This window comes from Rivularia sp. PCC 7116 (genome assembly GCF_000316665.1).
Taxonomy (GTDB): Bacteria; Cyanobacteriota; Cyanobacteriia; order Cyanobacteriales; family Nostocaceae; genus Rivularia.
Window position 1 is genome coordinate 3,827,118 of sequence record NC_019678.1, and the last position, 25,960, is coordinate 3,853,077.

Genomic DNA, 25,960 nt, shown 5'->3' on the forward strand with positions numbered 1-25,960 from the left:
AATATTCAATATGACAGTAATTATACTGCTGAATACATAAAAGCTTAAGCAGTCAAACAATTACAATGCAGTTTTATGCAATTACCCATTCGCATTCATGCATCCACCAGGTAATAATACTGCACTCCAATAAGCAGAAAAGGCGGATGCGTAACATTTGAATCTAATTTAATGTATAAATTGTCGGGAACAGTAATATTACTAGATACGGTTACTGTTTCTTTGACTTTTCAACTCGGTAATTACACAAGCCCGGTTGGTGCCGTACACTCACCGTCTTATTATGGCGTTCAGAATCAATCAGTGTACAAGCACCCTAGTACTCTGGCAAGCCACAATTGCCGGGTAAGGGCAGGCAGGGGGAGCAGGGGAAGCGGAGGGAGCAGGGGGAGAAAAAACTTTTTATTTCCACGCTAAACCCAGCAAAGTTCGCTTGGCGAACCACTAGAAAAAATGTGCCGGTTGCGAATACCATTTCTTTATAAAGATGCGCCCCTATGAAAGCCCATGCAGATGGGCTTCGTAACTGTAGCTCCAGCCTTCCAGGCTGAGAGTGATTAAGCGCAACCAGTCCTATCATCAATCAAAATCTCAAGTCAATTATTAGCCAGTAACATGAATACAGTTCGCTTAACTAAAAACACTGTCTCGCAGAAATCATTTTCTTTTTTAAATAATTCGGATGCTTCGGTAATTGTTGGCGATCGCCAACTCACTATTGAAGAAGTGGTGAGTGTTGCGCGTTATAGGGCAAGGGTAAAGTTAACTGAAAATCTGGAAAAATTAGCTAATGTTCAAGCATCCTGCGATTTTATCCGCGATGCGGTTGAATCGGGAGAGCCAATTTACGGTGTAACAACCGGTTTTGGTGGGATGGCAAATGTGGTGATTTCTCCGGAATCTGCGACTTTGCTACAAAATAATTTGATGTGCTATCACAAGGTGGGTGCGGGAAACAAGTTACCTTTGGCTGATGTTCGGGCTGCTATGCTGTTACGTGCTAATTCCCACGTTGCTGGTGCTTCGGGTATTCGTCTGGAACTTATCAAGCGGATGCTGATATTCTTAAATGCTGGTGTTACTCCTCATGTCCCCGAATTTGGTTCAATTGGTGCTAGCGGCGATTTAACTCCTTTAGCGTATATTTCTGGGGCACTAATTGGTTTAAATTCCAGCTACATCGTAGATTTTGACGGTGAAGAAATGGATGCACCAACAGCACTGCAAAAACTGGGTTTAGAACCATTGCAATTACTTCCCAAGGAAGGATTAGCAATGATGAATGGGACTTCTGTAATGACTGGGATTGCGGCTAATTGCGTCCAAGATACGAGAATTTTATTAGCTTTGAGCGTAGCAACCCATGCTTTAACAATCCAAGGTTTAGAAGGTACGAATCAATCTTTTCACGAATATATTCATAAATTAAAACCCCATTCCGGGCAAATTTGGGCTGCTTCCCAAATGCTGGAATTGTTAGCAGGTTCTGGGTTAATTCGCGATGAGTTGGATGGTTCCCACGATTATCGAGGTAAAAATCCCATTCAGGATCGTTATTCATTACGCTGTCTGCCACAGTACATGGGGCCGATTGTAGATGGTATCGAAGACATTGCCAAACAGGTAGAGATAGAAATCAATTCTGTCACCGACAACCCATTAATTGATGTGGAAAATCAAGCTAGTTATCATGGTGGCAATTTTCTGGGACAGTACATTGGTGTGGGAATGGACAGATTGCGCTATCACATTGGCATGTTAGCCAAACATTTAGATGTACAAATCGCTTATTTAGTGGCTCCGGAGTTTAACAATGGATTATCTCCGTCCCTAGTTGGAAACCAACAGCGCACTGTGAATATGGGTTTAAAGGGATTGCAAATTACTGGTAATTCGATTATGCCTTTATTAACCTTCTATGGAAATTCTATCGCTGACAGATTTCCTACTCATGCAGAACAATACAACCAAAATATTAATAGTCAGGGGTTTGCTTCAGCTAATTTAGCGCGAACCAGTGTAGAGATTTTTCAACAATATATAGCTTTAGCTTTGATGTTTGGGGTGCAATCGGTTGATTTGCGTACCTATGCCATTGCAGGACATTATGATGCTCGTGCAACTTTATCCCCCGCTACTCAAGATTTATACATGGCAGTGCGGAACGTAGTCGGCAGACCACCAAGTAAAGAACGTGCTTATATATGGGATGACAACGAGCAAGGTTTAGATTCTCATATTAGTAAAATTGCTGATGATATTGCTTATGGCGGACAAATTGTGACTGCAATATCAGAAGTTTTATCCGCTTTGAAATCAGTTAACAATTAACAGGTTTCGCGGTTTATAAAGGCGTAAAAATCGTAATTCGTGAGAGATTTGTTTCAAAATATTTACCGATTACCAATTACCAATTACCAAACCATGAATATCGCACATCATGTAGAACGCGGTCGTCGGCTATTTCCTAACAAGACCGCTATAATTTACGAAGACAAGTCTTATACCTACAAGCATTTTGACCAATTAGTTAATCGTACAGCAAATGCATTGCGGGGATTGGGAATTGAAAAAGGCGATCGCGTTGCTTTGTTCCTACCAAATATACCGGAGTTTGCCATTGCCTATTTGGGGATTCTGAAAATTGGTGCGATCGCGGTTTCTCTGAATGTGATGTTTAAGTCGGCTGAGGTTGGTTATGTTCTCAACGATTGTACTGCTAAGGCAATTGTGACCACCGCTTCGGGACGTTTACACTTGATTGATCGCGATTTACCTCACTTACAACATATTTTGATTGCTGAGGGTACGGTTGAAAACGATATCGATTTTACAGCTTTGATTAACAATGCTTCTCCTATAGCTAGCGCTGTAGAAATGGAATGGGATTCTCCTGCGGGCATTGTTTATACTTCTGGAACTACAGGTTTTCCCAAGGGTGCTACTCTTTCCCACGGTAATATTATTTCTAATATCTCGGCACACAATCGCTGTTCGGGCATGAGTCAAACTGATAGATTGCTGCTGTACGTACCTTTGTTTCATTGCTTTGGTCAAAATGCAATTTTCAACGCCGGATTAAATGTTTGTGCGACTATCATTTTACAAAGAAGATTTGAGTTAGAAGTCGTTTTAGAAAGCATTGATAAATATCAGGTAACAATGTTTTTTGGAGTTCCAACTGTATTTATCCGATTGTTGAATCAAGACACTTCTAAATATGACTTTAGCAGCTTGCGTTATTACTTTAGTGCTGCGGCTCCCATGCCTGTAGAAATTGCTCATATGTGGCACCACAAGTATAAAAAAGTGATTCATGAAGGATATGGTTTAACCGAAGCATCACCTTGCGCTAGCTATAACCACAATTTCAGATATAAGTTTGGTTCTATTGGAATGCCCATCGAAAATGTCCAAATGCAAGTTGTGGATGCAAACGGTAATGCAGTATCACCGGGAGAATTGGGGGAAATAATTATTAAAGGTCCCAATGTCATGCTCGGTTATTGGAATCGTCCTCAAGAAACACGGGAAGTAATTAAGGACGGATGGTTGCATAGCGGTGATATAGGTCGGATGGATGAAGAAGGCTTTTTCTATGTTGCCGACCGTTTAAAAGACATGATTAATGTCTCTGGGTTTAAAGTATATCCCTCAGAAGTAGAAAATGTAATTTACCAACATCATGCAGTTGCAGAAGTCGCTATTTATGGAGTTCCCGACGCAATTAAAGGCGAAATAGTTAAAGCCAACATTGTCTGCAAAGCTAACAGTCAAATTAGCGAATCAGAAATATATCACTTCTGCACTCAAAGAATGGCAGCATATAAAATTCCTCACAAAATTCAATTTGTAAATTCACTGCCAAAAAATCCCACGGGGAAAGTGATGAAAAGATTTCTACGCCAGCAAGAATGTATTGTTAAACCTCATCTAAGCCTTATTTAGAGGAGGGAGGGAGTGAGGGAGTGAGGGAGTGAGGGAAAAACTTATTACTTCCAATTACCAATTACCAACTACCAACTACCAACTACCAACTACCAATTAAGAACATGAACACCAAATCTTATCAAATAACTACAAACAAATCATCTAGCTCTTCCATTTTCTCACCACCTGCAAACGAACAACTCAACCAATTATCATCAACACAACTGACAGTTGGAGAAACTGCGGTCAAAATGTTAGAAGATATGGGAGTTGAATCTGCATTTGGTGTTTCTGGAGGCGGTATTGGTCCACTTTGGGCAGCCCTCAACCGCAGCGATATTCAAGTTTTGCATTTTCGTCACGAATCGGGAGCAACCTTTGCAGCTTGTGAAGCCTACTTCGCTAGCAATCGTCCGGTAGTCGTATTCGTTACTACAGGTCCCGGCATCACCAACGCTCTAACTGGATTGTTTGCTGCTAAGGGAGAAGGTGCAAAAGTAATTTTGATATCTGCGGCGACTGCAACGGCAAATCGCGGACGTTGGGCTTGTCAAGAAACTAGCGCTCATACTATGCCGATTTCGGGGTTATTTACCCCTGGAGCATTATTCAACTACGCAACTATCGTAGAAAATGGAGACGAAATCCCCGAAATTTCCCAACGACTGGCACGAGGATTATCACAACCGGGTGGTTTTGTTGCCCATATCAGTATTCCGACCCCAATTCAAACCACACCATGCACGGTAAAATACCAATCGGAATTTACTTGTGGGGAATTAGCCCCTAGCGAACATACAGTAGTTAATTGCGTGCGCTTACTTTCTCAGGAACCCTTCGCAATTTGGGTTGGTTTTGGTGCTAGAGGTGCAGCGGCAGAAATTCGCGAATTGGCAGAGCGTACCGGGGCTGCGGTAATGTGTTCCCCCCGCGCTAAAGGCATTTTCCCGGAAGATCATCCGCAATTTGTAGGTGTGACTGGATTTAGCGGTCATACTTCTGTTCTTACATACATGCAGGAACAACAACCCCATAGAATCCTGGTTTTAGGAACCCGTTTGGGAGAACCGACTTCTTTCTGGAATCCGCAAATGATACCTGCTGGTGGCTTTATCCATGTAGATATTGACCCAGAAGTACCCGGAGTTGCTTATCCAGAAGCATCAACTTTCTCAATTCAATCGGAAGTCAAAGCTTTCCTCAAATCCTTATTATCTCACTTTTCCCTGCGTCCTAGAAATGTTCCAGCACTACCCCACCCAGAAGCAAAACAGATTTCTCCCCATAATGGTTTGGTGAGACCGGAAGTCTTAATGGATACTATTCAACGGTTAATAGTCGATGGTAGCGATGCTGTAATCTTAGCTGAAGCCGGAAATTCTTTTGCTTGGGCAACTAATCGACTGTGCTTTAAGCAACCTGGACGCTACCGAATCAGCACTGGCGTGGGAGCAATGGGTCATGCCGTTACCGGAGTAGTCGGAGCGGCTTGGGGAAGGAATGGTAAAGCCGTTGCCATTGTCGGAGACGGAGCAATGTTAATGAATAGCGAAGTCAGTACCGCAGTTCGATTCAAAATCCCTGCCGTATGGATTGTACTCAATGACGGACGCTATAACATGTGCGCCCAAGGTATGAATTTACAAGGATTTACAGGAGTAGATACCGAAATACCGAGTACAAATTTTGTTCAGCTAGCGCGGGGAATGGGCGCAGACGGTATCCGCGTCAACCAAGAATCGGAACTCGAAGCAGCCTTAACCACAGCCCTTGCTGCCACAATTCCCTTTGTTATTGACATTAATTTAGACCCCACACAACCCGCTCCCATTGGCGGTAGAATTCGCAGCCTGATCCAACAGGGAGCAATCAAATCAGCGAACAGCGAACAGTAAACAGTTCTCACGACGTATGGTGGGTGACTTAAACTGTTCCGATAAACGCCTCATTCTTGACTGATAACTATTGAATCAAAAGGAGAAAAATCATGAACTTACAACCAGTTGGCATTCGAGCGATCGCCCTCAATTTTCCCAGCATCATCCGCACCAACGATTATTATCGAGAGAATTATCCGGAGATGGTGGCTGTAGCCGAAAAGAAGACTTTAGCAAGATTATTTGCACCAGACGGTTCTACAGATATTTGGTCGCAGGAATTAGCACCCTACATGTCAGACCCGTTTCGCGGTACTGTAGAAAGGCGGGTAGTAGCTGCGGATGAAACCTCGCTATCCTTAGAATATCGTGCAGCTACCGACGCACTAGAGGCAGCAAATCTGGCTCCCGAAGATATCGATTTGATGCTGGTTACTTCCCTGTTTCCCGAGCAAGTTACACCAGGAAATGCCGCCTTTCTCGCCGGTAAACTAGGATTGCACAATGCGGCATGGAATATAGAATCAACTTGCACTTCGGCATTAGTTTCGCTCCAGACTGCTTGTTCTTTGGTAAGAACCGGGGAGTATCGCAATGTTCTGGTGGTGGTTTCAACTACCTACTCTCGCTATACTGACGAAAATGATACCTTAGCATTTTTATCGGGTGATGGCGCTGGAGCATTTGTAGTTGGTAGCCTTAAACAAAACCAAGGAGTTTTAGGTAGTAAAATTGCCAATACTGCCGCTACCTGCGGTGCCTTTTATAACGAATTTACCACCGACGAACAAGGCAATATCAAAATGTTCATTCGTGGTGGTAAAGGGGCAAGCAAAATGTTTAACGAAACCACAGTCAAGTTTATTCGGTTGTGCTGTCATGGTGCGATCGCCTCTGCCGATGTCAGCCTGGAAGATATTGACTTTTTTGCCTTTAACACTCCCAGTGCTTGGTATTCCAGAGTTTGTACCCGTGCATTAGGAATAGATCCAAACCGGACAATTAACCTCAATCCTTTGTATGCCAATATTGGGCCGACATTCCCCATTGCAAATCTTTATCATGCCGCCGAATCCGGTAAAATCAGAGAAAATGACTTAGTTCTTGTTTATACAATGGGTTCATCCTCTAATGCCGGTGCAAGCGTGATGCGCTGGGGTGACGTTGCTTTGGGACCAGCCCCTGCTCCTGGGGTGAGTTTTTCTCAAGAGCAAGAGAGAATTCTGACTCCTCATTAAATGTGTATTACTTTACTCAGTAGGGGAGTTATATATTTTCTTTTCGCTTTGGAATTATTTATAAATATATTTATAAATATGAGTTCAAAAACTCTGCGTCCTCTGCGCTTACTTTGCTTACCTCTGCGTTCAAAAATATATAATTCCGATACTCTTCAATCTCCATTATTTCACCTCTTCAAAGGAGTTGTTTATGCAGACAACAGAACAAATCGCCAACTTACCCAATTCCCTATCTCTACTCAACAACGCTAATTTTATCCAGGCTTTTTTATCCATAGCAGCAAATCCTAACGATTCCGAACTGCAAGATTATTTCAAACTCGAAGAAGTTACAAGACATCTGGAAGAAATACAAACTTGTGAATACGTGGAGCAATTGCGTCTTAGCCCCGATATGGCAGAGATGATTGAGCAACGCTATTTTGGCCCTGAGTATAAATTAGAAGACCTGAAAAATCAATGTCCTCCAGGTAGTTTGGGCTATGCCTATTATCATCACATGATTGAAAACGGTATTCCCGCTTATGACTATAGCGCTTTTGAATCCCCCGATGATGCGAGTTATATCAAACTCCGTAAGATGCAAACTCATGATATTTGGCATGTCGTTACTGGTTACAATGCAGATACGCTGGGAGAATTAGCACTTCAAGGATTTTATCACGGTCAAGGAGCAACAGTTTATCAAACGTTTTTGATGAGCGCCTTGGTTTTACACTTTGCAACTGTGGAAACAAAGCAACTAAGTTTAGCACTAGAATCACTTTTTGAAGGTTGGCAGCGCGGGCGTGTTGCTCGTCCTCTTTGGGCTATTCGTTGGGAGGAAATGTGGAATCGACCTTTAGCAGAGATTAAAGAGGAATATAACATCTTACCTCTAAAAGAATTGTCGCGTAGTGAAAAAATTCTCAGTCTAAAAAATTTAGAACGTCAGTAAATATCATCACATCATCATCATTAAAAGATTACAGGAGACCAAGAAAATGGCTTTTTGGAAAAGATTATTTGTTGTAGTTGCGATTAGTTTTGCAGTGTTACTAGTTCAAGGAACAGTTGACATAGCTCCCGCTCAAGCTGCTATGTACAAATTTACTTTTGACGGTGAAGGAGTGGATGGTTACATGATTTATGATGACTCTGCCAAAGGCGAAACAAAATCACCTTTCATGACTCAATATTATGGTGGAGGAAGGGATTACAAAATCGATTTAGGTGAGAAAGGAGTTTTCGAGGGAACGGTAAGTAATGCGGTAGTAATGTTAGCACGTAAAGAAGATAAAATGCTAGCAAAAATCAAAGCAGAACACGATAAAGCATACGGGAAAGAAGAGAAGCGCCAAGATTTTGAACCAAAAGACCTTTTCCTATTACAAGTACGCAGTTTTGAAAGACAGCCAAAGTCGAAATATTCCTTAGTAAGTTATTTCAAGTACCCTGTAGAAACTTTTCATGGTTCAACTGAGTTACCAACTAGTTTTCCAAATACTGCTGAAGTTGAAATATTTCCCCAAGTTAACTTCCCCAGAACATTAGGTAAAGCATTATTTAAGGGACAAGTGAAAACTAAGATTGAAAAGATTTCCGATTAATTAGATTTTAGGGGAATTCAAGATTAATAATTCCCCTCCAACTATCTTTGATTATCAATAATTGATACAAACATAATTTTCAACTAATGGGACACACAGTAATGAAAATCTGGCAAAAAATAACATTTGTATTAGTTTTAGGTGTAGCAATCTTTTTGATTCAAGGAATTATGATTAATCTCCCAGCCCATGCTGCTCTACACAAATTTAGTTTTAACGGTGATAAAGTCAATGGCTATTTTATCTTTGATGATTCAATTAAAGGAGGGGCACCAATTCGTCCAGATATGTTGAGTGAATATTACGCTTCTGTTCCAGAGTATAACGTCAATATTGAAGATGAAATTTCCGAACATGGTTTCCAAAGTCCTGAAAGAACAACTCATGATGAAGCTCGAACTATTGTAAGTTTATTACGTCCAGAATTAGTTAAAGCTTCTCCCAATCTTTCTCAAGATTCTCCACAAGATGATGAGTTTATTCTTTTTGTACCAAAAGTTGCTCGTCAATCAAAATATGCATTATCAGTTCGTTTTCGATACCCAAAAGATACTTTTAAAAGTTCCGTTGCCCAACCAAAAAATGTTCCAAATCAAGCACTAATCTCAGTTCATCCCTATTGGAATTTTCCCATCACTATGGGGCCAGTTAAATTTGAAGAAACTGTCCAAACTGTAATTGAAGATGTTTCTTAACGACTAATAGTAAAGCAATCGCAGTTATTAAGATTGCTTTACCTAATCAATAATTCAACTTAATTTCAATTACACAATATAAATACAAAATTGAAACAATGCATAACAAAATTAGACAAATTGATAGAGAAATAATTCAGCTATTAGGTAAAAGAATCGCGGCTTTAAGTGAATTACCAAGCTTTGATTTAGAAACAACATTACCTCATTATCAAATAATGCTTCAACAAGCTGGAGTTCCCAATCCCCTTTGGCAAAATATTGTTGTAGGTTGCACCGCTGCTCTTGCCCGTAGAAAAGCAAATCTAGAATTAACAAAACCACGACGAGTAACAGTAATTGGTGGCAAAGGTGGAATGGGACGCTTCTTTTCGCAACAATTAGTTACTGCCGGACATGATGTTAATATTTTAGATACTGACGATTGGGATAAAGCAGAGAATTTACTCGGTAAAGTAGATTTAGTTTTAGTTTGCGTACCTATTGATTGTACCTTAGAAGTAATTAAAAAAGCCTCAAAATATCTTTCACCTACTACAGCTTTAGCCGATATCACTAGTATTAAATCTCCCATTTTATCAGCGATGCTCTCACATCATAGCGGGGCAGTTGTTGGCTTACATCCAATGTTTGCTCCTGGGGTTAATTCATTCTTATCTCAAAAAATTATCGTATGTCCGGGACGGATGCAAGAACGTTTGCAATGGTTTTTAGATTTTATAAAAAATGAAGGCGGAAAATTGATTTATTCCACGCCAGAAGAACACGACAAGATGATGGTAATTGTTCAAGCAATCCGTCACTTTACAACTTTTAGTTTGGGCAGCTTTTTATCAGAACAACCGGTAAACATAAATCGCAGCTTAGAATTTTCCACTCCTGTTTATAGACAACAAATTGGCATAGTTAGCCGTTTAATTGCTCAATCTGCACCAATGATTGTCGATATCATCCTAGCAACAGAAGAAAGACGAGATGCTATTGCTAGATTTGCAAATACCAATAACCGATTAGCAGAGTTAGTAATCCAAGGAGATAGAGATTCTTTAATTTGCGAGTTGCAAAAGGTGCAAAGCTTTTTTAAAGAAGAAACTACCGACAGTTTTGGGGAAAGTAACTATTTAATTGATGCACTAACTGCGCTATTAACCGCGAATGAAGTTAAGCAAGCTTCAAAAGAAGTCAGCAAGAGATTAATCCCCAAAGAAAAAGTTGGTTCATGTAATTAAAAATTGAAAATTGCAATCCGATTTATCCATTCAATTTACCAGATAGTTAGGAGAAACCATGAGACAAAAACCAGATATACCAATCGAATCACTCCAGCGAGTTGTGGGAATGTTGCGAAAATATCCGAGAATGGTATTCGGTGCGATCGCTAGTTTGTTAATGTTGAGTGTTGCTAATATTTGGACTCCTCAACTGATTCGCTGGGGAGTTGATGCGGGTATTGTTAAAAATGACTTACGGGTAATTCTGATTTGTGGCGGATTAATGGTTTTACTAGCTTTGATGAGGGGATTATTCAATTTTACACAAAGTTTTTTGAGTGAGACGGTATCTCAAGGTATTGCTTACGATTTGAGAAATCAGTTTTTTGATAAAACCCAAAACCTCGATTTAGGTTATCACGAGCGCACCCCTACATCTCAAATGCTTACCCGCGTTAGTAACGATATCGAACAAATCCGCATCTTCATTGCAACAACGCTACTGCAAATTTTCGGGGCTGCGATAATGTTATTTGGCAGCGCAATCGTTTTACTATTAATGAATTGGAAGTTGGCGCTAATTGCATTAGCAATTATACCGATTTCATTGATGCTGCTGGGTGGATTTTTTCACAAAAATACTGACTTATTTGATCGAGTACAGACGCAATTAGATGAATTAAATACGGTTTTGCAAGAAAATCTAGTCGGAGTGCGTGCAATCAAGGCTTTTGTACGCGAAGAAACAGAAGTAAAGCGTTATGCTGTCTTCAACCAGAATTTTCTTGCAACCAGCATCAAAACGATTTACGTCCTCAGAGATACATTTCCAGTAATTTTTTTATTGAGTAATTTACTCGCAGTGGTAATTTTCGGATATGGAAGTTTTGAGGTAATTCGCAATGAATTTTCTATTGGGAAATTGATTGCATTTAATTCATATCTAGTATTTATGATTCAACCAATTCTCCAAACTAGTTTAGCTTTTTCATCTGTCGCTCAAGCCACAGCATCAGCCGCTAGAGTTTATCAGGTGATAGATACTCCGGCTGAAATTAGAGAATCTATAAATGCAATGACTTTGAACAAATGCGAAGGTAGAATTACTTTTGAAAATGTTGATTTTTGCTATAGCCAAGTGGAAGAAAAAACCCTTAGCGATGTTTCATTTGAAATTCAGCCAGGAGAAACAGTAGCAATTTTGGGGATGACGGGAGCAGGTAAAAGTACAATTGCAAAATTGATTCCACGATTTTACGATCCAAGCAATGGCACAGTCAAAATTGATGGGTATGATGTCCGTAATTTAAATTTAACTGATTTACGTTCTCACATCGGTTTTATTTCTCAAGATGCTCATTTATTTTCTGGCACTATCCGCGAAAATATCGCTTACGGAATACCAGATGCTCCTCTATCACGAGTAATTGAAGCGGCAAAATTTGCTCAAATTCACGATTTTATTATTACCCTCTGTGATGGTTACGATACTGTTATTGGAGAAAGAGGAATTGGTTTATCGGGAGGACAAAGGCAGAGAATTGCGATTGCTCGTGTCTTACTTAACGACTATAAAATATTGATTGTAGATGATAGTTTGTCTGCGGTTGATGCCAAAACAGGAGCATTAATTCAAAAGTCCTTAAATCTTCTCAATCAACAGCGCGGGTATACCTTGATTTATCTTACCCAACGTATTAGCAGTACGATTAGCTATGCCGATAGAATCTTTATCCTTGATGAAGGAAAGTTAGCAGTCAAAGATGAATTAATCGAAATGCAACATTCAAGTTTTTAATCGAGTAAAATATCTCCTCTTCAAGTTTTGCTCAATTGTCACCAATCAGATTTTACAGTTTGTTTCTCAACATTTTGTCTCTTCATAACCACGCAAATCTGTTAATAATCATTTTCAACTCATGAATAAACTTTATAATCGCCATAGAATTGAAATGACTTCCAAGGTAAATCAATCATTACCTGTTATCCGTAAATTTGGGAAATATTTCTATCCGTATATTAAAGATATTCCCTTGATTGTAAGCTTAATATTTATTAGCTCTATTACTCAAGCATCCCCACCTTTTATTCTTGGTTGGTCAATAGATAACTTAATATTAAAAAATAATTTGTCCGGACTTGCCTGGATGTTATTGCTACTTGCGATAGTATATACAATTGGATTTATATCCAGCCGCATTTTAATTGCTCGTGTTGGCATCATAATGCAGCGCATACTCGCCCAATTACGACAAGATATTATTATCAAATTACAGGCATTACCCCTGAGTTTTTTTGATAAAAGTAAAGCCGGAGATTTAATGAGTCGGTTGTTGAGCGATATTAATACATTAAATCAATTATTCAGCCCGATATTGCCGCAAGTCATTGGCAGCTTTTTTGGTTTATTAGCAAGTGCAATATTTATGCTTTCTATAAACTTACAATTAGGTTTATTAACAAACTTAATGATACCTATAATGTTATTAGTAACTGGATTTTTTGCACGTTTAGCTCGGGAAAAATATCGAGTTACCAGACAAACAATTTCTCAGCTTTCGGGCAAAATAGAACAAGATATTAGCAATATCCAAGAAGTTCAAGGATTTAACCGCATACAACTGAGTATTCAAGAATTTCGCCAACTCAACGCAGAAAACCGCAACGCCAATATCCAAGCTACAGCAATTACTTCTGCTTTTTTACCAACAATAGATTTCCTGAATACATTTGCTCTGGCTGTTGTATTAGCCTGTGGAGGAATTCTCGCTTATACAAATACAATCGCAGTCGGGGCACTCACCGCATTTGTATTTTACGTACAGCAATTTTTTCAGCCCATCCAAATTATCAGCCATTTCTATACTCAATCACAATCTGCATTCGCCGGATTAGAAAGGATTTTTCTGCTTTTAGATCAACCCGTCAAACTTGAAGATGCCGCAGATGCAATCACAATGCCATCAATTCAGGGTAAAGTCGAGTTCGAGCAAGTTTCTTTTGAATATAAACCCAGTCAAAAAGTTATAGATAAAATTAACTTTGAAGCTCAGGCTGGACAATCAATTGCATTAGTGGGAGCAACAGGTGCAGGAAAAACCACCATAATTAGTTTACTTTCTCGCTTTTATGACGTTACAGATGGTGCAATTAAAATTGATGGGATAGATATTAGAAAAGTCACCCAAACAAGTTTGCGCCGTCAAATTGGTATTGTTTCCCAAGAAACCGTTATTTTTAGCTGTAGCATTGCCGAAAATATTGCCTTTGGAAATCCCCAAGCAACAGCAGCAGAAATTGAAGCAGCCGCAAAGGTTGCAAATATTCATGACTTTATCTTGACTTTACCCCAAGGTTACGCAACACAATTAGGAGAACGCGGGATAAATTTAAGTAAAGGACAACAGCAATTAATTAGTATAGCCCGTGCGGTTTTGGTAAACCCGCGAATATTGATTTTAGACGAAGCAACGAGTAACATCGACAGTCAAACAGAGAACTTAGTTCAATCAGCTATAGCGAATTTACTCAAAAATCGTACCAGCTTTATTATCGCTCATCGTTTGGCTACAGTCACCAATGCAGACAAAGTATTAGTGATTCAGCAAGGGCAAATCATCGAAGCAGGTACCCATACAGAATTGATGAATCAAAGGAAAGTATATGCAAACCTATATTCTCTGCAATTAGCGAATAATATCAAAACTGATATGAATGCGATATTGCGTTGAGGAATGTTGGAGATAGAAGCATTCGTATAAAGATTGTGTCCCCAACCCCCAAAACTGGGGGATTTTTAATTATCTTGTTCCACCATAATATGAAGTCCGGCTAATTACTTACTATTAAGACTTACGCATCTGGCACATTTTTCTGTAGGGTGCTGTGACATTTAGATTAATTTTCAACGTAGTATAAGACTTGTGATGTCACGCACCATCCGAGTCTTGTGACAATTGCGTAAGTCTTAACTATATAAACCAGAGCATCATAATTCCTTATTACTCATTACTCATTACTCATTACTTATTACTCATTACTTACTTATTACTCATTACTCATTACTTACTTATTACTCATTACCCAGTCCCCACAGGTATGATAAGTGTTCAACCGGACATGAGATAATTGGGGGTTAGGGGGCAATTCATACTTTTAATCAGCAACGCAAAAATTGGTAGAGGTAATTTATTTATAACCCCTACCAATATGATTTTATTTAACATTCGCTCATCAAAATATATTAGGACTTACGCAAACGACATATTTTTTCGTAGGGTGCTGTGACACTTGGATCAATTTTCAACGTAGTATTAACACTTGTGGTGTCACGCACCATCCGAGCCTTATGACAGTTGCGTAAGTCCTGTATATCTATAAAATAGATTTAATTTTAATACAATATCTAAATCAAGACACAATTAAACCATCTTGAACTCTAATGATTCGCTTTGTTTGAGCGGCGATATCTTCTTCGTGAGTTACTATCACAATTGTAATGCCTTGTTGATTTAATTCTGATAACAAATCCATTACTTCTTGGGATGTTTGAGTATCTAATGCACCAGTAGGTTCGTCTGCTAAAACTAAAGCTGGCTGATTAACTAATGCTCGTGCGATCGCCACTCTTTGTTGTTGCCCTCCAGAAAGTTGATTTGGACGGTTAAAAATACGTTCTGCTAATCCGACTTTTACTAATGCTTCTTCTGCATATTCGCGACGTTTTTGCTTTGGAATATTAGCATAAACCATCGGCAAAATAACATTTTCTATCGCAGTTGAGCGGGGCAATAAATTAAATTGCTGAAATATAAAACCTATCCGTTGATTGCGGATATATGCTAATTCATCATCGTTAAGACTACTCAAATTTCTATCTTCAAAAATATAGTCTCCCGCCGTTGGACGATCCAAGCAGCCAAGAATATTCATTAAAGTAGATTTTCCCGAACCGGATGCACCCATAATAGCAATATATTCACCTTCTTTAATAGACAAATTAATGCCTTTAAGTACGCTAATATCCACCTCTCCCAGAAAATAGTTTTTTCTAATAGATTCTAGATAAATCATATTATTCACCAAAAAAAACAGCAGGTGTAAAAATTGGGTTAGAGTCAAACCTCCATCCCAATTCCAGCCTTCTTCCCTCTTCCTTTTAATCGCTACGTAAAGCCTTTATCGGGTCTAATTTGGCTGCATTACGTGCGGGAATTACTCCAGCTAATAAACCAACGCTAAAGGAAAGTCCCGAACCAATAGCAATTGATGAAACAGAAATCACCAAAGGAATATTAAAAACAGTTGCCGCAACAAAGGCAATCAAAATACCGCCTCCCATGCCAATTACACCTCCCAAACTAGAAATAATAATAGCCTCAGCCAAAAACTGATTCAAAATAGCCGAACTCTTGGCTCCAACAGCTTTACGAATGCCAATCTCTCGCGTTCTTTCTACCACCGACACCAGCATAATATTTGCAATACCAATACCACCAACTACCAAAGAAATTCCGGCGATGGCAACAACCATAACAGTCAATAAACCAACTATATTTGTAAAAGTTTTGATGATATCAGCTTGATTTGTAATTCGGAAATCATCGGTTTGAGGAGGATAAATATTATGACGAACGCGCAACAAATTATTGATTTGAAATTCAGCGGCAAGAAGCTGCTCTTGATTGCTAGATTTGACAAAGATAGTATTAACTGAAATACCAGATAAAGCATTATTCCCCACTATTCTGGCTGACATAGTTGTAAGTGGAATATAAACTCCATCATCTCTATCTATGGGACCTTGAGAACCCTTAGCTTCCATAACACCAATCACTTCATAAACCTCACCCTGAATCCTAATTATTTCGCCAATAACATTATTTTTATCCCCAAATAAATTACGTTTAGCAGTAGGTGCTAATACCGCTACCTGTTTGCTCGCATTCAACTCTTCTTGATTAAAAAATCTTCCTACTTGTGGGTAAGTATTTCTAGCTTCGGAATAATTTAAATCGGTACCATAAATAGTTGTAGAAGTATTATTTTCTTCATAAACTACTTGTCCTTGATGTTGTAAATAGGCAGAAACAACCTCTGCTGATGGTGCTTGTGAAGCAATTGCCTTCGCATCTTCCCAAGTTAAAGTACTTGTCGAACCTAATCCTTGACTAACATTTCCTCTAGCTGCGTCACCGGGCAATATCTGCAATACATTAGTGCCTAATGATTTAATCTCTTCTTCTGTGGCTTTCTGCACCCCTTGCCCTATAGAAGTAATGCCAATAACAGAAGAAATACCAATAATCATTCCTAGCATAGTTAGCCCCGTGCGTAATTTATTACTCCACAGCACTTCTAATGCCATTGAAAAAATATCTATATAATAAAGTGAAGCTTTAGATTTTTGTGAATTAAACATCATTTGCTATCTCTGTGTATTTATATTGATTAGCTTGGCGATTTCTATTTTCAAACCAAGTCTAAAAGCTGTATAAAAGTTAAATTAGATGATTGAGAGAATTATCTCTGCATATTTTCTGGAGGAGGTGGAAAAATACCTGGCGGTGAGGAATTAGTTTTAATTCCTGGTGGAGAACTAATCAAAACCTGTTTGTCAGCAGTGATTCCAGAAAGTATCTGAGTTTTGTTTTTAACAGTAACACCAGTTTTAACGGAGACAAATTGTGGTTTATTATCTGCTCCAACAATGTAGACACCGCTTTGATTTTGCTGGCGTATAATAGCAACAGTCGGAACAACCAAAGAATTTTCTAATTCACCGATTTGAAATTCCGCACTTACATTCATCCCAGATTTTAATAATTGCTCTTTGTCAGAAACTAAAGCGATTTTGACTTCAAAACTAGTAACATTTTGCTCAATAGTTGCCTGAGATGCAATTTGCGATACTCTTCCTAAAAAATTTTGCTGGGGATAAGCATCTACCGAAATTTTAACTTTTTGACCAATTTTAATTTTTGAGATATTTGATTCAGCGACATTAGCCACTACTTGATTTTTTGATGTCAATGATAAAATCGAAGACGAAAGTGCTGAAGAGATAGCACTTCCAGAGGTTGTTGGCGTTACAAAAGAACCAGGCTCTGCATATATTTTTGCTATCAAACCATCAAATGGTGCGCGTATGACTGTATCGTAAATTCTGGCTTGAATGGTTTGTAAAGAACCTCTTGCAGAGTTGACTTCAGCGCGTGCTTGTTCAATATCTTCTTTTCGCGCTCCCACTTGAGTTAATTTAAGAGCTTGCTGAAACTGTTTTACTTTCGCTTGCGCTTGTTCGATATCTTCCCTGCGGGTACCCGATTTTTTTAATGCCAAAGCTTGTTGAGATTCTTGCAATTGCAACATACTTGTATCCCGCTTTGTTTGATAATCGCTGAAATTTTGGCGGGATATTGCACCAGCTTTAAAAAGTTTTTCATAGCGCCCCAACTCTTCGTTTGCTTGCTTAAAAGCAAGTTCTGCTTGTTTTACACGAGATAAAGCTTGAGTAATATCTTCACGACGATTCCCCGCAATTAGTTTTGTCAGATTGGCTTGGCTTTCTTCTAACTGCGCTTGTGCTTGAATGATATCTTCGGGACGATTTCCCGATTTTAATTTTTGTAAATTAGCCTCTGCTGAAGCCAATTTTGCTCTTGCTTGGATGAGTTCTCCTTGAAGATTTACGTCATCCATATAAGCAATAATTTGTCCTTGTTTTACTAAAACACCTTCATTGACTAACAGCTTTTTTAAAATACCAGCGTTTTTTGGACTTACATTTACCGTGCGCTCTGGCTGAATAGTACCGTTAGCGGAAATTGTCATGTTTAAATTTTGCCTGGTAACTGGAGCAGTCAATAATTTACTTTTTGTTTGAGGAATATTTGCAACTACAAAATGTTGTAAGGTATAGACTATTCCTCCCAAGCAAGCACATCCTAGTAGCCAGAAGAGAAAACGATTTTTCTTTTTATGGCTATGGTTTGTATGGAATTTTGATGATGAATAATTTTGGCTTTTTACGTCAGTTTTCATAGATTATATACTTGGAATCAAAGGAGAATGGAGATAATTAATCAGTCAATAAATATCTCAAAATATCGAATTTTTTAAAATTGGCTTAATATAGCGCTTTTCATTTGGGTGCAATACATTCCTCTCCTTAACAAGAAGAGAAGTGTATTCTATTCAACTGAAAACCGCTATATACCAACAAATGAACTTAAGATAAGTAATTTTGACAGCCCGATTAATTACCTAACAATCACATAGCAATACTGAAAGTAAGCTGTACTATGAAACAGCACTACTACAATATTTGTATTATGCTGATTTTTTAATTCCTAAGTCCAGCCAATAAATGCATAATTGTTTGCATTTTTATGCTTGACAAACTAGTATTCGATTTTATTAATTTTGACGAGTAAGGATGGGGAGGGGGTAGAGAGGGTAGAAAATATTTTAATTACTATATACCCATTAAAACTTTTTATAGGTTCGTTTTCTTCCAAAGGTAGGGAGATGTAGCATTGCTACGTCTCTACAACCAGTCAAAATTAATGCAAAGGACTAGTAGTCTGTCCCATAAAATATGATAGGTAAATAAACTTCTCAATTCTCCTCTTTTTTCTTTTCTCTGCCTCCTCTGCAGTTTTTTCAAGAGGGTTTATAAGGGGTAATATCATGTCCGTTAAATTAACCGTCATTGCGAGCAAAGCGAAGCAATCGCAGTGATTGGGATTGCTTCGCTTCGCTCGCAATGACATATTATGGGTGATTTGCCGGACATGATATAAAACCAAATTTATTTTAAAGAGATTAATTCTCTAAACTTTTTAAGTTTGTATTCTTGCTAATCAATTTTTTTTAACTTGTCGTATTTTTAATTGATTCCGATAAGTTTATAGCCGGATTTTAGTAGTTCCTAAACTTATCGGTAACTTAGCTCAAATTATTTACTTTTGAGTGTATAAGTCAATTATGAAATTATATTAATTATCAGCTAACCACATAGTTTCATAAGTTTGCAGATGAATGCGCCCATTAATAATATTTGGGGGAGCGCCTGAAGCTAGCAAATTACGAATGTCTCCACTCATCTCAGCATAATCGAGCATTTTAGCATCAATTGACTTTTGGGTTTCACTAAAGTTAGCCAATACCATCACCGTTCCTTCCGCACGCTTTTGACAGTATGCTAAAACGCTATTGTTACCAGTCCACATTGGGTAGAAGAAGGAAAAACAGTGAAGAAGTGAGGTGGACTTACGGGCTTTAATTAAATGAAGAAGACCTTGAAAAATTCTTCCTTCAATAGTGTTGTTATCATGGCGTAATTTTGCTTTATCCCAATCCATTGATGGGCGATGCATCCAACGATTATCTGTAGCTTTTGTTTCATCATTCATATAGGACAAATCATTTAATAAACCTAATTCATCCCCCATATGAATTACTGGAATACCACCAAAGCCGAAAATAATACTGTGCATCAGCAGAATACGACGCACGGCTAAGTCAATTTCATTTTCGTCTCCTATCGCCAAAGCTTTTTCCAATCCGCACAGGGAAGCAGTGGTGCCAGTTATCCGAGCATCTTTTGTTTCGGGATTGAATTGAAATAAACTTCCTTTAGCAAAAGAACCGTCAAAGTTTCCACTGTAGAATTGATTCAAAAATTGGCGATGAAGAAAACCATTTTCACCAACTGTTTCAAGAGCTCGATCCGTCATTGCCCAGCCGATATCGTCGTGGTTGCGAAGGTAGTTGATGGGAGCGCAACCAATCATCATTTTGGGCGAACTATGAAACACATGGGTCATTAAATTGACTTTGTGTGTGGCTAAGGAACTCCACAGCAACACCATAAGTTGATTGTTATACGCTAATTCGCACTGCTTCTCAACGGTTGCTTTAACACCAAGATATTTCTGAAGTTCGTCCGGTGGCACAATTGCCTCAGCTTTGAGAATTGTCCCCGGAGCAACAACTCTCATGATGGCGCGAAATGCCTGGATCAGCTTAAATACTTCGGGTTGATTTTGGCAGTTGGTTCCCTCGCGTTTCCAAATAAACGGTGCAGCATCTAATCGTAAGATATCGCCACCTTGGTTGGATAGGAAAAACATAATATCAACTACTTCTCGAAATACCGCAGGATTTGTGTAGTTGAGATCCCATTGAAATTCATTGAAGGTTGTCCAAACCCAGCGTCCAGTATCTCCCATATTCGGATACCAGCTAAAATTTCCTGGTGCATCGTTAGGAAAGATTTCTGGTAAATCTGGCTCGTAGATATCTGGTAAAGTGCGATCGCTAAACGTATAGTAGTAGTCGAGATACTCTTGTTCTCCAGCGATTGCCTTTTGCGCCCATTCGTGTTCTTTGGCGGTATGATTCAGTACTAAATCTAAACACAAACTGATGCCACAGGCATGAAGTTCTTCACTAAGCTGTTTTAAATCCGACATCGTGCCCAATTCCGGATTAACCTTGCGGTAGTCCTTTACTGCATACCCACCATCATTATTTCCCGGACTTGGCTCTAATAGCGGCATTAAGTGCAGGTAAGTAATACCGAGTTCTTGCAAGTAGCCAATTTTTTCCCGTATCCCGTTCAGATTTCCTGCGAATAAATCCACATAAAAGACGTAACCCACCATATTTGGTTCTTGAAACCAGCGTTGAGTAAATTGCCTTTCCAAATCCAGTAGCCGCAAAGATTCTGGTCTACTTACATAGGCATCAATCATCTGGTCAAACAGTAAACCAAATTGCTCTATCGCATCATCGCGTTGACCGTAAACTTCTATCAAAGGGTGGTATAAATCTTCAAAATATCTTTCTAAGCGTAACCAAAAGATATCCGCATCTCTAGTTCCACAGCGAGCAGCCAACTTGGATGACTGATTTTTTTTTAATGATTCAAATGCGGAGCGGGCTTCGCTCGACATTAGTAAAAGATTATGCATAGCTTCGCTTTAAAAATCAGCCAATTAAGAGAAAGAAATTCCACTCCTGTATATTAAATTTCAATACCAGCAGCTTTTAGATAAAAATGATACAAATTTTTATTATTCCGTTAATTTATCTGAGGAAAGTATAATATTTAATACTTTTCTTAAACTTAACCATCAGATGATGACAACTGCCAACAAGCTTGTGCGATCGCCCAGTCTTCCTGGGTATGAATTGGCAAGATTCTTACCGTAGATTCCGGGGCGGCAATATCTATATCAATGGGGGAAGATTCATTTTTTTGAGCGTCAATTTTCCAACCCAAGAATTCAAACCCTTCACAGGTTGCAGCGCGAATTAAAGGAGAATTTTCACCTGCTCCGGCAGTAAATATTATTGCATCTAATCCGGAAAGACTCGCCAGCATTGAGCCAATACAGGAGCGTAATCGATGTATATATATATCTAAAGCTAATTTCGCTTGTGCTTCTCCTTCCTCAGCTGCGGATAAAATTGGGCGTAAGTCACCCGATAATCCAGAAATACCAAGCAAACCAGATTCGCGATTGAGGAGATTATCTAATTCGTCAGCAGTATAGTTCTCGTGGCGTAATAAATGTAATAAAATACCGGGGTCTACGGAGCCAGAACGGCTGCCCATCATTAACCCTTCTAAAGGAGTGAAACCCATTGTGGTATCAACACTGTAGCCATCGCGAATTGCTGCGAGGGAGCAGCCATTTCCCAAATGACAGGTAATTAAACGTAACTCTTTTAAATCGCAGCCAAGAATTTGAGCCGCACGGCGAGCGCAGTATTCATGACTGATACCGTGAAAGCCATAGCGGCGAATGCCTTGTTGCAGAAATTTATAGGGAATGGGATAAGTGTAAGCAGCAGGAGTCAAATGGGAATGAAAAGCGGTGTCAAATACTGCTACTTGGGGTATATCACCCAAAATTTCTTCAATAGATTCAATACCTTCTAAATTAACTGGATTATGAATGGGTGCAAATGTTGATAAACGAGCAATGGCTGCTTTGAGTTCGGAAGTGACAAAGGTACTTTGCCGATATTCATCTCCTCCATGCACCACTCGATGACCGACAATATCAATTTCCTGGGGATTGTGAATTACCGGATTCTCTCCACCCCAAAGGGTTTTGAGCATTTCTAAAGTATCAGCCCGTCGAGATTGAGAATCAAAGCTTGTCTTCGATTTACCTTTACGGGTTTTAACCTTTAGCTCTGCTTTACCTTTTTGATGCGTCCAGTCAATTTCTGCTTCCCAGAGGGGGTGTGGCGCAATATCTGGGAGAGCCTGATTACTTAAATCGTATAAGCAACTTTTTTGACTGCTGGAGCCAGCGTTTAATACCAAAACTTTCATGATTTTAAGTTCCTGGCATATAACTCAAACTATTGTCCATATAAGAGCGATCGCCTAATTTTTGCAGCATTGGTTAATTATTATCGAATCTTTACTTAACTTCCTAGTTTTTCTGCTTCAAAACCTTATTTTTGCAGTCTCTCCGACTCAATATGTGAAACTTTTTAATCTTAACTTAATCTAACTTTGATAATTATCAAAAATATTCTTGTAGTTAGGGAAGTTACGATTAGCTTACTTTATTTACGCTAAAGTTATCATAACTTATAAGCGGGTGTAAATTTTACCTGCAATAGATGACTATAATGTCTTCTATGACTGATACTTACTGTAGTTCTGGCTTAAGCTTAAATCCGCAGGCAAACACATTTGATACTGATATTTATGGTATCAATAGAATATTATTAGAAAATCACTCTTGTTTAAAATCCTTAACAGGATTGTAGCCATAAACCTAATTCAGGGATTTGTAGCCGATAATTTTCGGTCAATACTAATGATAAATTAGTAATTGCCAATTGATTTGGTTATATCTTTCCAAACCCGGAGTTAACAATGGCAAATTACACCGAAGCTTTTCCATCATTACCATCAACAGCATGGCAACAAACGTCCTCTACTCTACAGTTATGGACGCAAATAATCGGTAAAATCCGCATGGAATTAACTCCACTTATCAACCACTGGTGGAATGTCACCCTCTACGTTACATCAAGAGGATTAACCACTTCTTCCATACCCTACTCCACTCTTTTCTTCCAAATAGACTTTGATTTCATCGCTCACGAACTTTGTATTTCTACATCTGACGGACAGCGTAGATCCTTCGCTTTAAAATCATATTCTGTAGCCGAATTTTATCAGAAAACAATGGACGCTTTGGCATCCCTTGGCATTAAAGTCAAAATATGGACAATGCCTCAAGAAGTATCCAACCCCATCCTCTTCGAGAATGATACAAAACACGCATCTTATGACCCCGAATACGCACATCGATTTTGGCAAGTATTAGTACAAACAAATCGCGTATTTACACAGTTTCGTTCCCGTTTTATGGGTAAAGTTAGTCCCACACATTTCTTTTGGGGTAGCTTCGACTTAGCCCTTACCCGCTTTTCGGGACGCACTGCACCAAAACATCCCGGTGCCTCTGGAGTCGCTGATTCCATCACCCATGAAGCATATTCCCACGAAGTCAGCAGTTGCGGATTTTGGCCTGGTGGAGGCGGAGTAGAGCCATTTTTCTATTCTTACGCTTATCCAGAACCCGAAGGATTCAAAGAATACCAAATCAAGCCAGAAGCAGCTTATTACCACAAAGACATACAGGAATTTGTTCTACCTTTAGAATCATTAAGAATATCAGACTCCCCCGATGAAACCTTATTATCCTTTCTACAAAGTACTTACGAAGCAGCAGCAGTACTAGGTAAATGGGATAGAGAAGCATTAGAGCGTCCTTAAGTAATTATTTATATCCCGGCTTTATGATTACCTTGTAAATGAGAGGGGGGAGAGGGGGAAGAGTGGGGAGAAAAAAGTGATTTTTACACGTTACCTGATAAGCGGCAAGGGATTAATTATTGGTGATTGTTAATTGGTAATTAACTGCTTACAAATATAGAATTTCAACATTTTGGGAATACTTGATATATCTCAATATGATTTGAAATATGATAAGCACCGATAAGGAACAAAAATCTCCTACTCGCCGTCTAACAACGCTCTATATTTCTTCTTTAGCTGTGGTCGCTTGTTTATCGATTGCGGGACAATTTATCATTCAACGTTTGCTATCTCAGCAGCAAGTAGATATTCAGGTAATAAGCAACGTTCAACATCAACAAATACTCAGTCAAAGATTAGCTAAATTAGCTTTAGCTCTAAAGTTGACACAGGATGAAAATCGTCGTCAAACTTTAGTAAAAGACTTTGAGCAAACTATTGTTGAGTGGGAAACTACAGAAGAAAATTTAGAACAGTTGGAAACTTCAGTAAATGCTTCTCCGGGGAGAAGCGTTAAAATCAGAAATATTATTGAGCAAATTCATCCTAATTGCAAAAAAATGGTTGATGCTGCAAAGCAATTGCTTTCCACAGCCAAGACTGGAAAATTTCAACCTCGTGTTATGCTTTCCCAGCCTTTAAGACAAATTTCGGCTAGTGAAAGACAATTTGAAAAGCAAGTGGATAGAGTAATTTCTGAATATAATCAATATACAGCACAAGCAGTTACCGAGCTAAAGCATATTGAAATGGCATTGCTTGTTTTAACTTTACTAGTATTAATATCGGAAGGTTTTTTGATATTTCAACCGGCAGTCGAGCAACTCCGCACTACGTTTAATAAACTTACCGAAGAACAGAAAAAATCAGAACATTTATTGCTAAATATATTACCAGAAACTGTAGCTAATCGTTTGAAAGAACAACCAACTACTATTGCGGAAGCATTCGCAGAAGTAACGGTTTTATTTGCCGATATAGTCGGTTTTACCCAGCTTTCTACTCAAGTCTCTCCTCAAGAATTAGTGGGATTGCTCAATCAAATTTTTTCAGCTTTTGACGAACTTGCAGAAAAACATGGTTTAGAAAAAATAAAGACAATCGGCGATGCTTACATGGTGGTTGGTGGTCTACCAAATCCTCAAAAAGACCATGCAGAAGCTATAGTAAAAATGGCGTTAGATATGCAGCAAGCTATAAAGAAATTTAACGTTGAAACTGGCTCAAATTGCAATATTCGGATTGGGATTAATACTGGTCCTGTTGTTGCAGGAGTTATAGGAATTAAAAAGTTTATTTATGATTTATGGGGTGATACTGTTAATATTGCTAGTCGTATGGAATCACACGGAATTCCCGGTAATATTCAAATTTCTCAAACTACTTACGAAATAATCAAAGATAAATTTACAGATACATTTACAAATCAATATTTATTAGAATCGCGCGGTTTAATTGAAATCAAAGGTAAAGGAGAGATGCAGACTTATTTGGTGGTTGGGAAGGACAAATAGTCTATTTTGGACTATTCTAAAATCGACTATAGGCTGTTTTTA

17 protein-coding genes are annotated in these 25,960 nt (G+C 38.8%); 12 read left to right on the forward strand and 5 right to left on the reverse strand.

What is annotated here, in order from left to right; genetic code table 11:
- The first annotated feature begins 615 nt into the window (after positions 1–615).
- The 10 genes from hutH (at position 616) to RIV7116_RS14915 (ending at position 14,274) form a co-directional block, all read left to right on the forward strand.
- Positions 616–2,331 (forward strand): histidine ammonia-lyase, encoded by a 1,716-nt coding sequence (gene hutH / locus RIV7116_RS14870; protein WP_015119117.1) that lies wholly within the window; start codon positions 616–618, stop codon positions 2,329–2,331.
- A 93-nt stretch (positions 2,332–2,424) separates the two neighbouring features.
- Entirely contained in the window at positions 2,425–3,948 is a 1,524-nt protein-coding gene (locus tag RIV7116_RS14875; RefSeq protein ID WP_015119118.1) for a class I adenylate-forming enzyme family protein, read from the forward strand.
- A 104-nt stretch (positions 3,949–4,052) separates the two neighbouring features.
- Complete coding sequence (locus RIV7116_RS14880; protein ID WP_015119119.1) at positions 4,053–5,825, forward strand: thiamine pyrophosphate-binding protein; 1,773 nt, start codon at positions 4,053–4,055, stop codon at positions 5,823–5,825.
- 92 nt (positions 5,826–5,917) lie between these two features.
- Entirely contained in the window at positions 5,918–7,045 is a 1,128-nt protein-coding gene (locus RIV7116_RS14885; protein ID WP_015119120.1) for a 3-oxoacyl-ACP synthase III family protein, read from the forward strand.
- Positions 7,046–7,238: 193 nt separating this feature from the next.
- The gene (locus RIV7116_RS14890; RefSeq protein WP_015119122.1) at positions 7,239–7,985 is read left to right on the forward strand and encodes a Coq4 family protein; all 747 of its coding nucleotides are present in this window, start codon (positions 7,239–7,241) and stop codon (positions 7,983–7,985) included.
- A 46-nt stretch (positions 7,986–8,031) separates the two neighbouring features.
- On the forward strand, positions 8,032–8,637 hold the full coding sequence (locus tag RIV7116_RS14895; RefSeq protein ID WP_015119123.1) for a hypothetical protein: 606 nt from the start codon (positions 8,032–8,034) through the stop codon (positions 8,635–8,637).
- 101 nt (positions 8,638–8,738) lie between these two features.
- On the forward strand, positions 8,739–9,332 hold the full coding sequence (locus RIV7116_RS14900; RefSeq protein ID WP_015119124.1) for a hypothetical protein: 594 nt from the start codon (positions 8,739–8,741) through the stop codon (positions 9,330–9,332).
- A gap of 98 nt (positions 9,333–9,430) precedes the next feature.
- On the forward strand, positions 9,431–10,561 hold the full coding sequence (tyrA, locus tag RIV7116_RS14905; protein WP_015119125.1) for a bifunctional chorismate mutase/prephenate dehydrogenase: 1,131 nt from the start codon (positions 9,431–9,433) through the stop codon (positions 10,559–10,561).
- A 58-nt stretch (positions 10,562–10,619) separates the two neighbouring features.
- On the forward strand, positions 10,620–12,341 hold the full coding sequence (locus RIV7116_RS14910) for an ABC transporter ATP-binding protein (RefSeq protein WP_015119126.1): 1,722 nt from the start codon (positions 10,620–10,622) through the stop codon (positions 12,339–12,341).
- A gap of 121 nt (positions 12,342–12,462) precedes the next feature.
- The gene (locus RIV7116_RS14915; protein ID WP_015119127.1) at positions 12,463–14,274 is read left to right on the forward strand and encodes an ABC transporter ATP-binding protein; all 1,812 of its coding nucleotides are present in this window, start codon (positions 12,463–12,465) and stop codon (positions 14,272–14,274) included.
- Between the two features lie 679 nt (positions 14,275–14,953).
- Here the strand turns inward: RIV7116_RS14915 and RIV7116_RS14920 are convergent.
- From RIV7116_RS14920 to RIV7116_RS14940, 5 genes are all read right to left on the reverse strand, one after another.
- Complete coding sequence (locus RIV7116_RS14920) at positions 14,954–15,616, reverse strand: ABC transporter ATP-binding protein (protein ID WP_015119128.1); 663 nt, start codon at positions 15,614–15,616, stop codon at positions 14,954–14,956.
- Positions 15,617–15,701: 85 nt separating this feature from the next.
- Positions 15,702–16,967: an ABC transporter permease gene (locus tag RIV7116_RS14925; protein ID WP_015119129.1), complete on the reverse strand. Its 1,266-nt coding sequence runs from the start codon at positions 16,965–16,967 to the stop codon at positions 15,702–15,704.
- Positions 16,968–17,065: 98 nt separating this feature from the next.
- Positions 17,066–18,586 (reverse strand): efflux RND transporter periplasmic adaptor subunit, encoded by a 1,521-nt coding sequence (locus RIV7116_RS14930; RefSeq protein ID WP_015119130.1) that lies wholly within the window; start codon positions 18,584–18,586, stop codon positions 17,066–17,068.
- A 956-nt stretch (positions 18,587–19,542) separates the two neighbouring features.
- Positions 19,543–21,504 carry an alpha-amylase family protein gene (locus RIV7116_RS14935; RefSeq protein WP_198287593.1) on the reverse strand — a complete coding sequence of 654 codons (1,962 nt, stop codon included), beginning with the start codon at positions 21,502–21,504 and terminating at the stop codon, positions 19,543–19,545.
- Positions 21,505–21,677: 173 nt separating this feature from the next.
- Positions 21,678–22,898: an acetate kinase gene (locus RIV7116_RS14940; protein ID WP_015119132.1), complete on the reverse strand. Its 1,221-nt coding sequence runs from the start codon at positions 22,896–22,898 to the stop codon at positions 21,678–21,680.
- A 555-nt stretch (positions 22,899–23,453) separates the two neighbouring features.
- Here RIV7116_RS14940 and RIV7116_RS14945 point away from each other — a divergent pair.
- Together RIV7116_RS14945 and RIV7116_RS14950 are read left to right on the forward strand one after the other, a co-directional pair.
- A complete protein-coding gene (locus RIV7116_RS14945; RefSeq protein WP_015119134.1) occupies positions 23,454–24,362 on the forward strand; it encodes a DUF5996 family protein in 909 nt (302 codons plus the stop codon).
- 209 nt (positions 24,363–24,571) lie between these two features.
- Positions 24,572–25,918, forward strand: coding sequence for an adenylate/guanylate cyclase domain-containing protein (locus tag RIV7116_RS14950; RefSeq protein WP_015119135.1), 1,347 nt, complete (start codon positions 24,572–24,574; stop codon positions 25,916–25,918).
- The last annotated feature ends 42 nt before the right edge of the window (positions 25,919–25,960 follow it).

What these genes read in the sequence shown, in the direction of transcription:
- hutH (WP_015119117.1), top strand. Translation starts at nt 616, where the DNA reads ATGAATACAGTTCGCTTAACTAAAAACACTGTCTCGCAGAAATCATTT.
- RIV7116_RS14875 (WP_015119118.1), top strand. Translation starts at nt 2,425, where the DNA reads ATGAATATCGCACATCATGTAGAACGCGGTCGTCGGCTATTTCCTAAC.
- RIV7116_RS14880 (WP_015119119.1), top strand. Translation starts at nt 4,053, where the DNA reads ATGAACACCAAATCTTATCAAATAACTACAAACAAATCATCTAGCTCT.
- RIV7116_RS14885 (WP_015119120.1), top strand. Translation starts at nt 5,918, where the DNA reads ATGAACTTACAACCAGTTGGCATTCGAGCGATCGCCCTCAATTTTCCC.
- RIV7116_RS14890 (WP_015119122.1), top strand. Translation starts at nt 7,239, where the DNA reads ATGCAGACAACAGAACAAATCGCCAACTTACCCAATTCCCTATCTCTA.
- RIV7116_RS14895 (WP_015119123.1), top strand. Translation starts at nt 8,032, where the DNA reads ATGGCTTTTTGGAAAAGATTATTTGTTGTAGTTGCGATTAGTTTTGCA.
- RIV7116_RS14900 (WP_015119124.1), top strand. Translation starts at nt 8,739, where the DNA reads ATGAAAATCTGGCAAAAAATAACATTTGTATTAGTTTTAGGTGTAGCA.
- tyrA (WP_015119125.1), top strand. Translation starts at nt 9,431, where the DNA reads ATGCATAACAAAATTAGACAAATTGATAGAGAAATAATTCAGCTATTA.
- RIV7116_RS14910 (WP_015119126.1), top strand. Translation starts at nt 10,620, where the DNA reads ATGAGACAAAAACCAGATATACCAATCGAATCACTCCAGCGAGTTGTG.
- RIV7116_RS14915 (WP_015119127.1), top strand. Translation starts at nt 12,463, where the DNA reads ATGAATAAACTTTATAATCGCCATAGAATTGAAATGACTTCCAAGGTA.
- RIV7116_RS14920 (WP_015119128.1), bottom strand. Translation starts at nt 15,616, where the DNA reads ATGATTTATCTAGAATCTATTAGAAAAAACTATTTTCTGGGAGAGGTG.
- RIV7116_RS14925 (WP_015119129.1), bottom strand. Translation starts at nt 16,967, where the DNA reads ATGATGTTTAATTCACAAAAATCTAAAGCTTCACTTTATTATATAGAT.
- RIV7116_RS14930 (WP_015119130.1), bottom strand. Translation starts at nt 18,586, where the DNA reads ATGAAAACTGACGTAAAAAGCCAAAATTATTCATCATCAAAATTCCAT.
- RIV7116_RS14935 (WP_198287593.1), bottom strand. Translation starts at nt 21,504, where the DNA reads ATGTCGAGCGAAGCCCGCTCCGCATTTGAATCATTAAAAAAAAATCAG.
- RIV7116_RS14940 (WP_015119132.1), bottom strand. Translation starts at nt 22,898, where the DNA reads ATGAAAGTTTTGGTATTAAACGCTGGCTCCAGCAGTCAAAAAAGTTGC.
- RIV7116_RS14945 (WP_015119134.1), top strand. Translation starts at nt 23,454, where the DNA reads ATGGCAAATTACACCGAAGCTTTTCCATCATTACCATCAACAGCATGG.
- RIV7116_RS14950 (WP_015119135.1), top strand. Translation starts at nt 24,572, where the DNA reads ATGATAAGCACCGATAAGGAACAAAAATCTCCTACTCGCCGTCTAACA.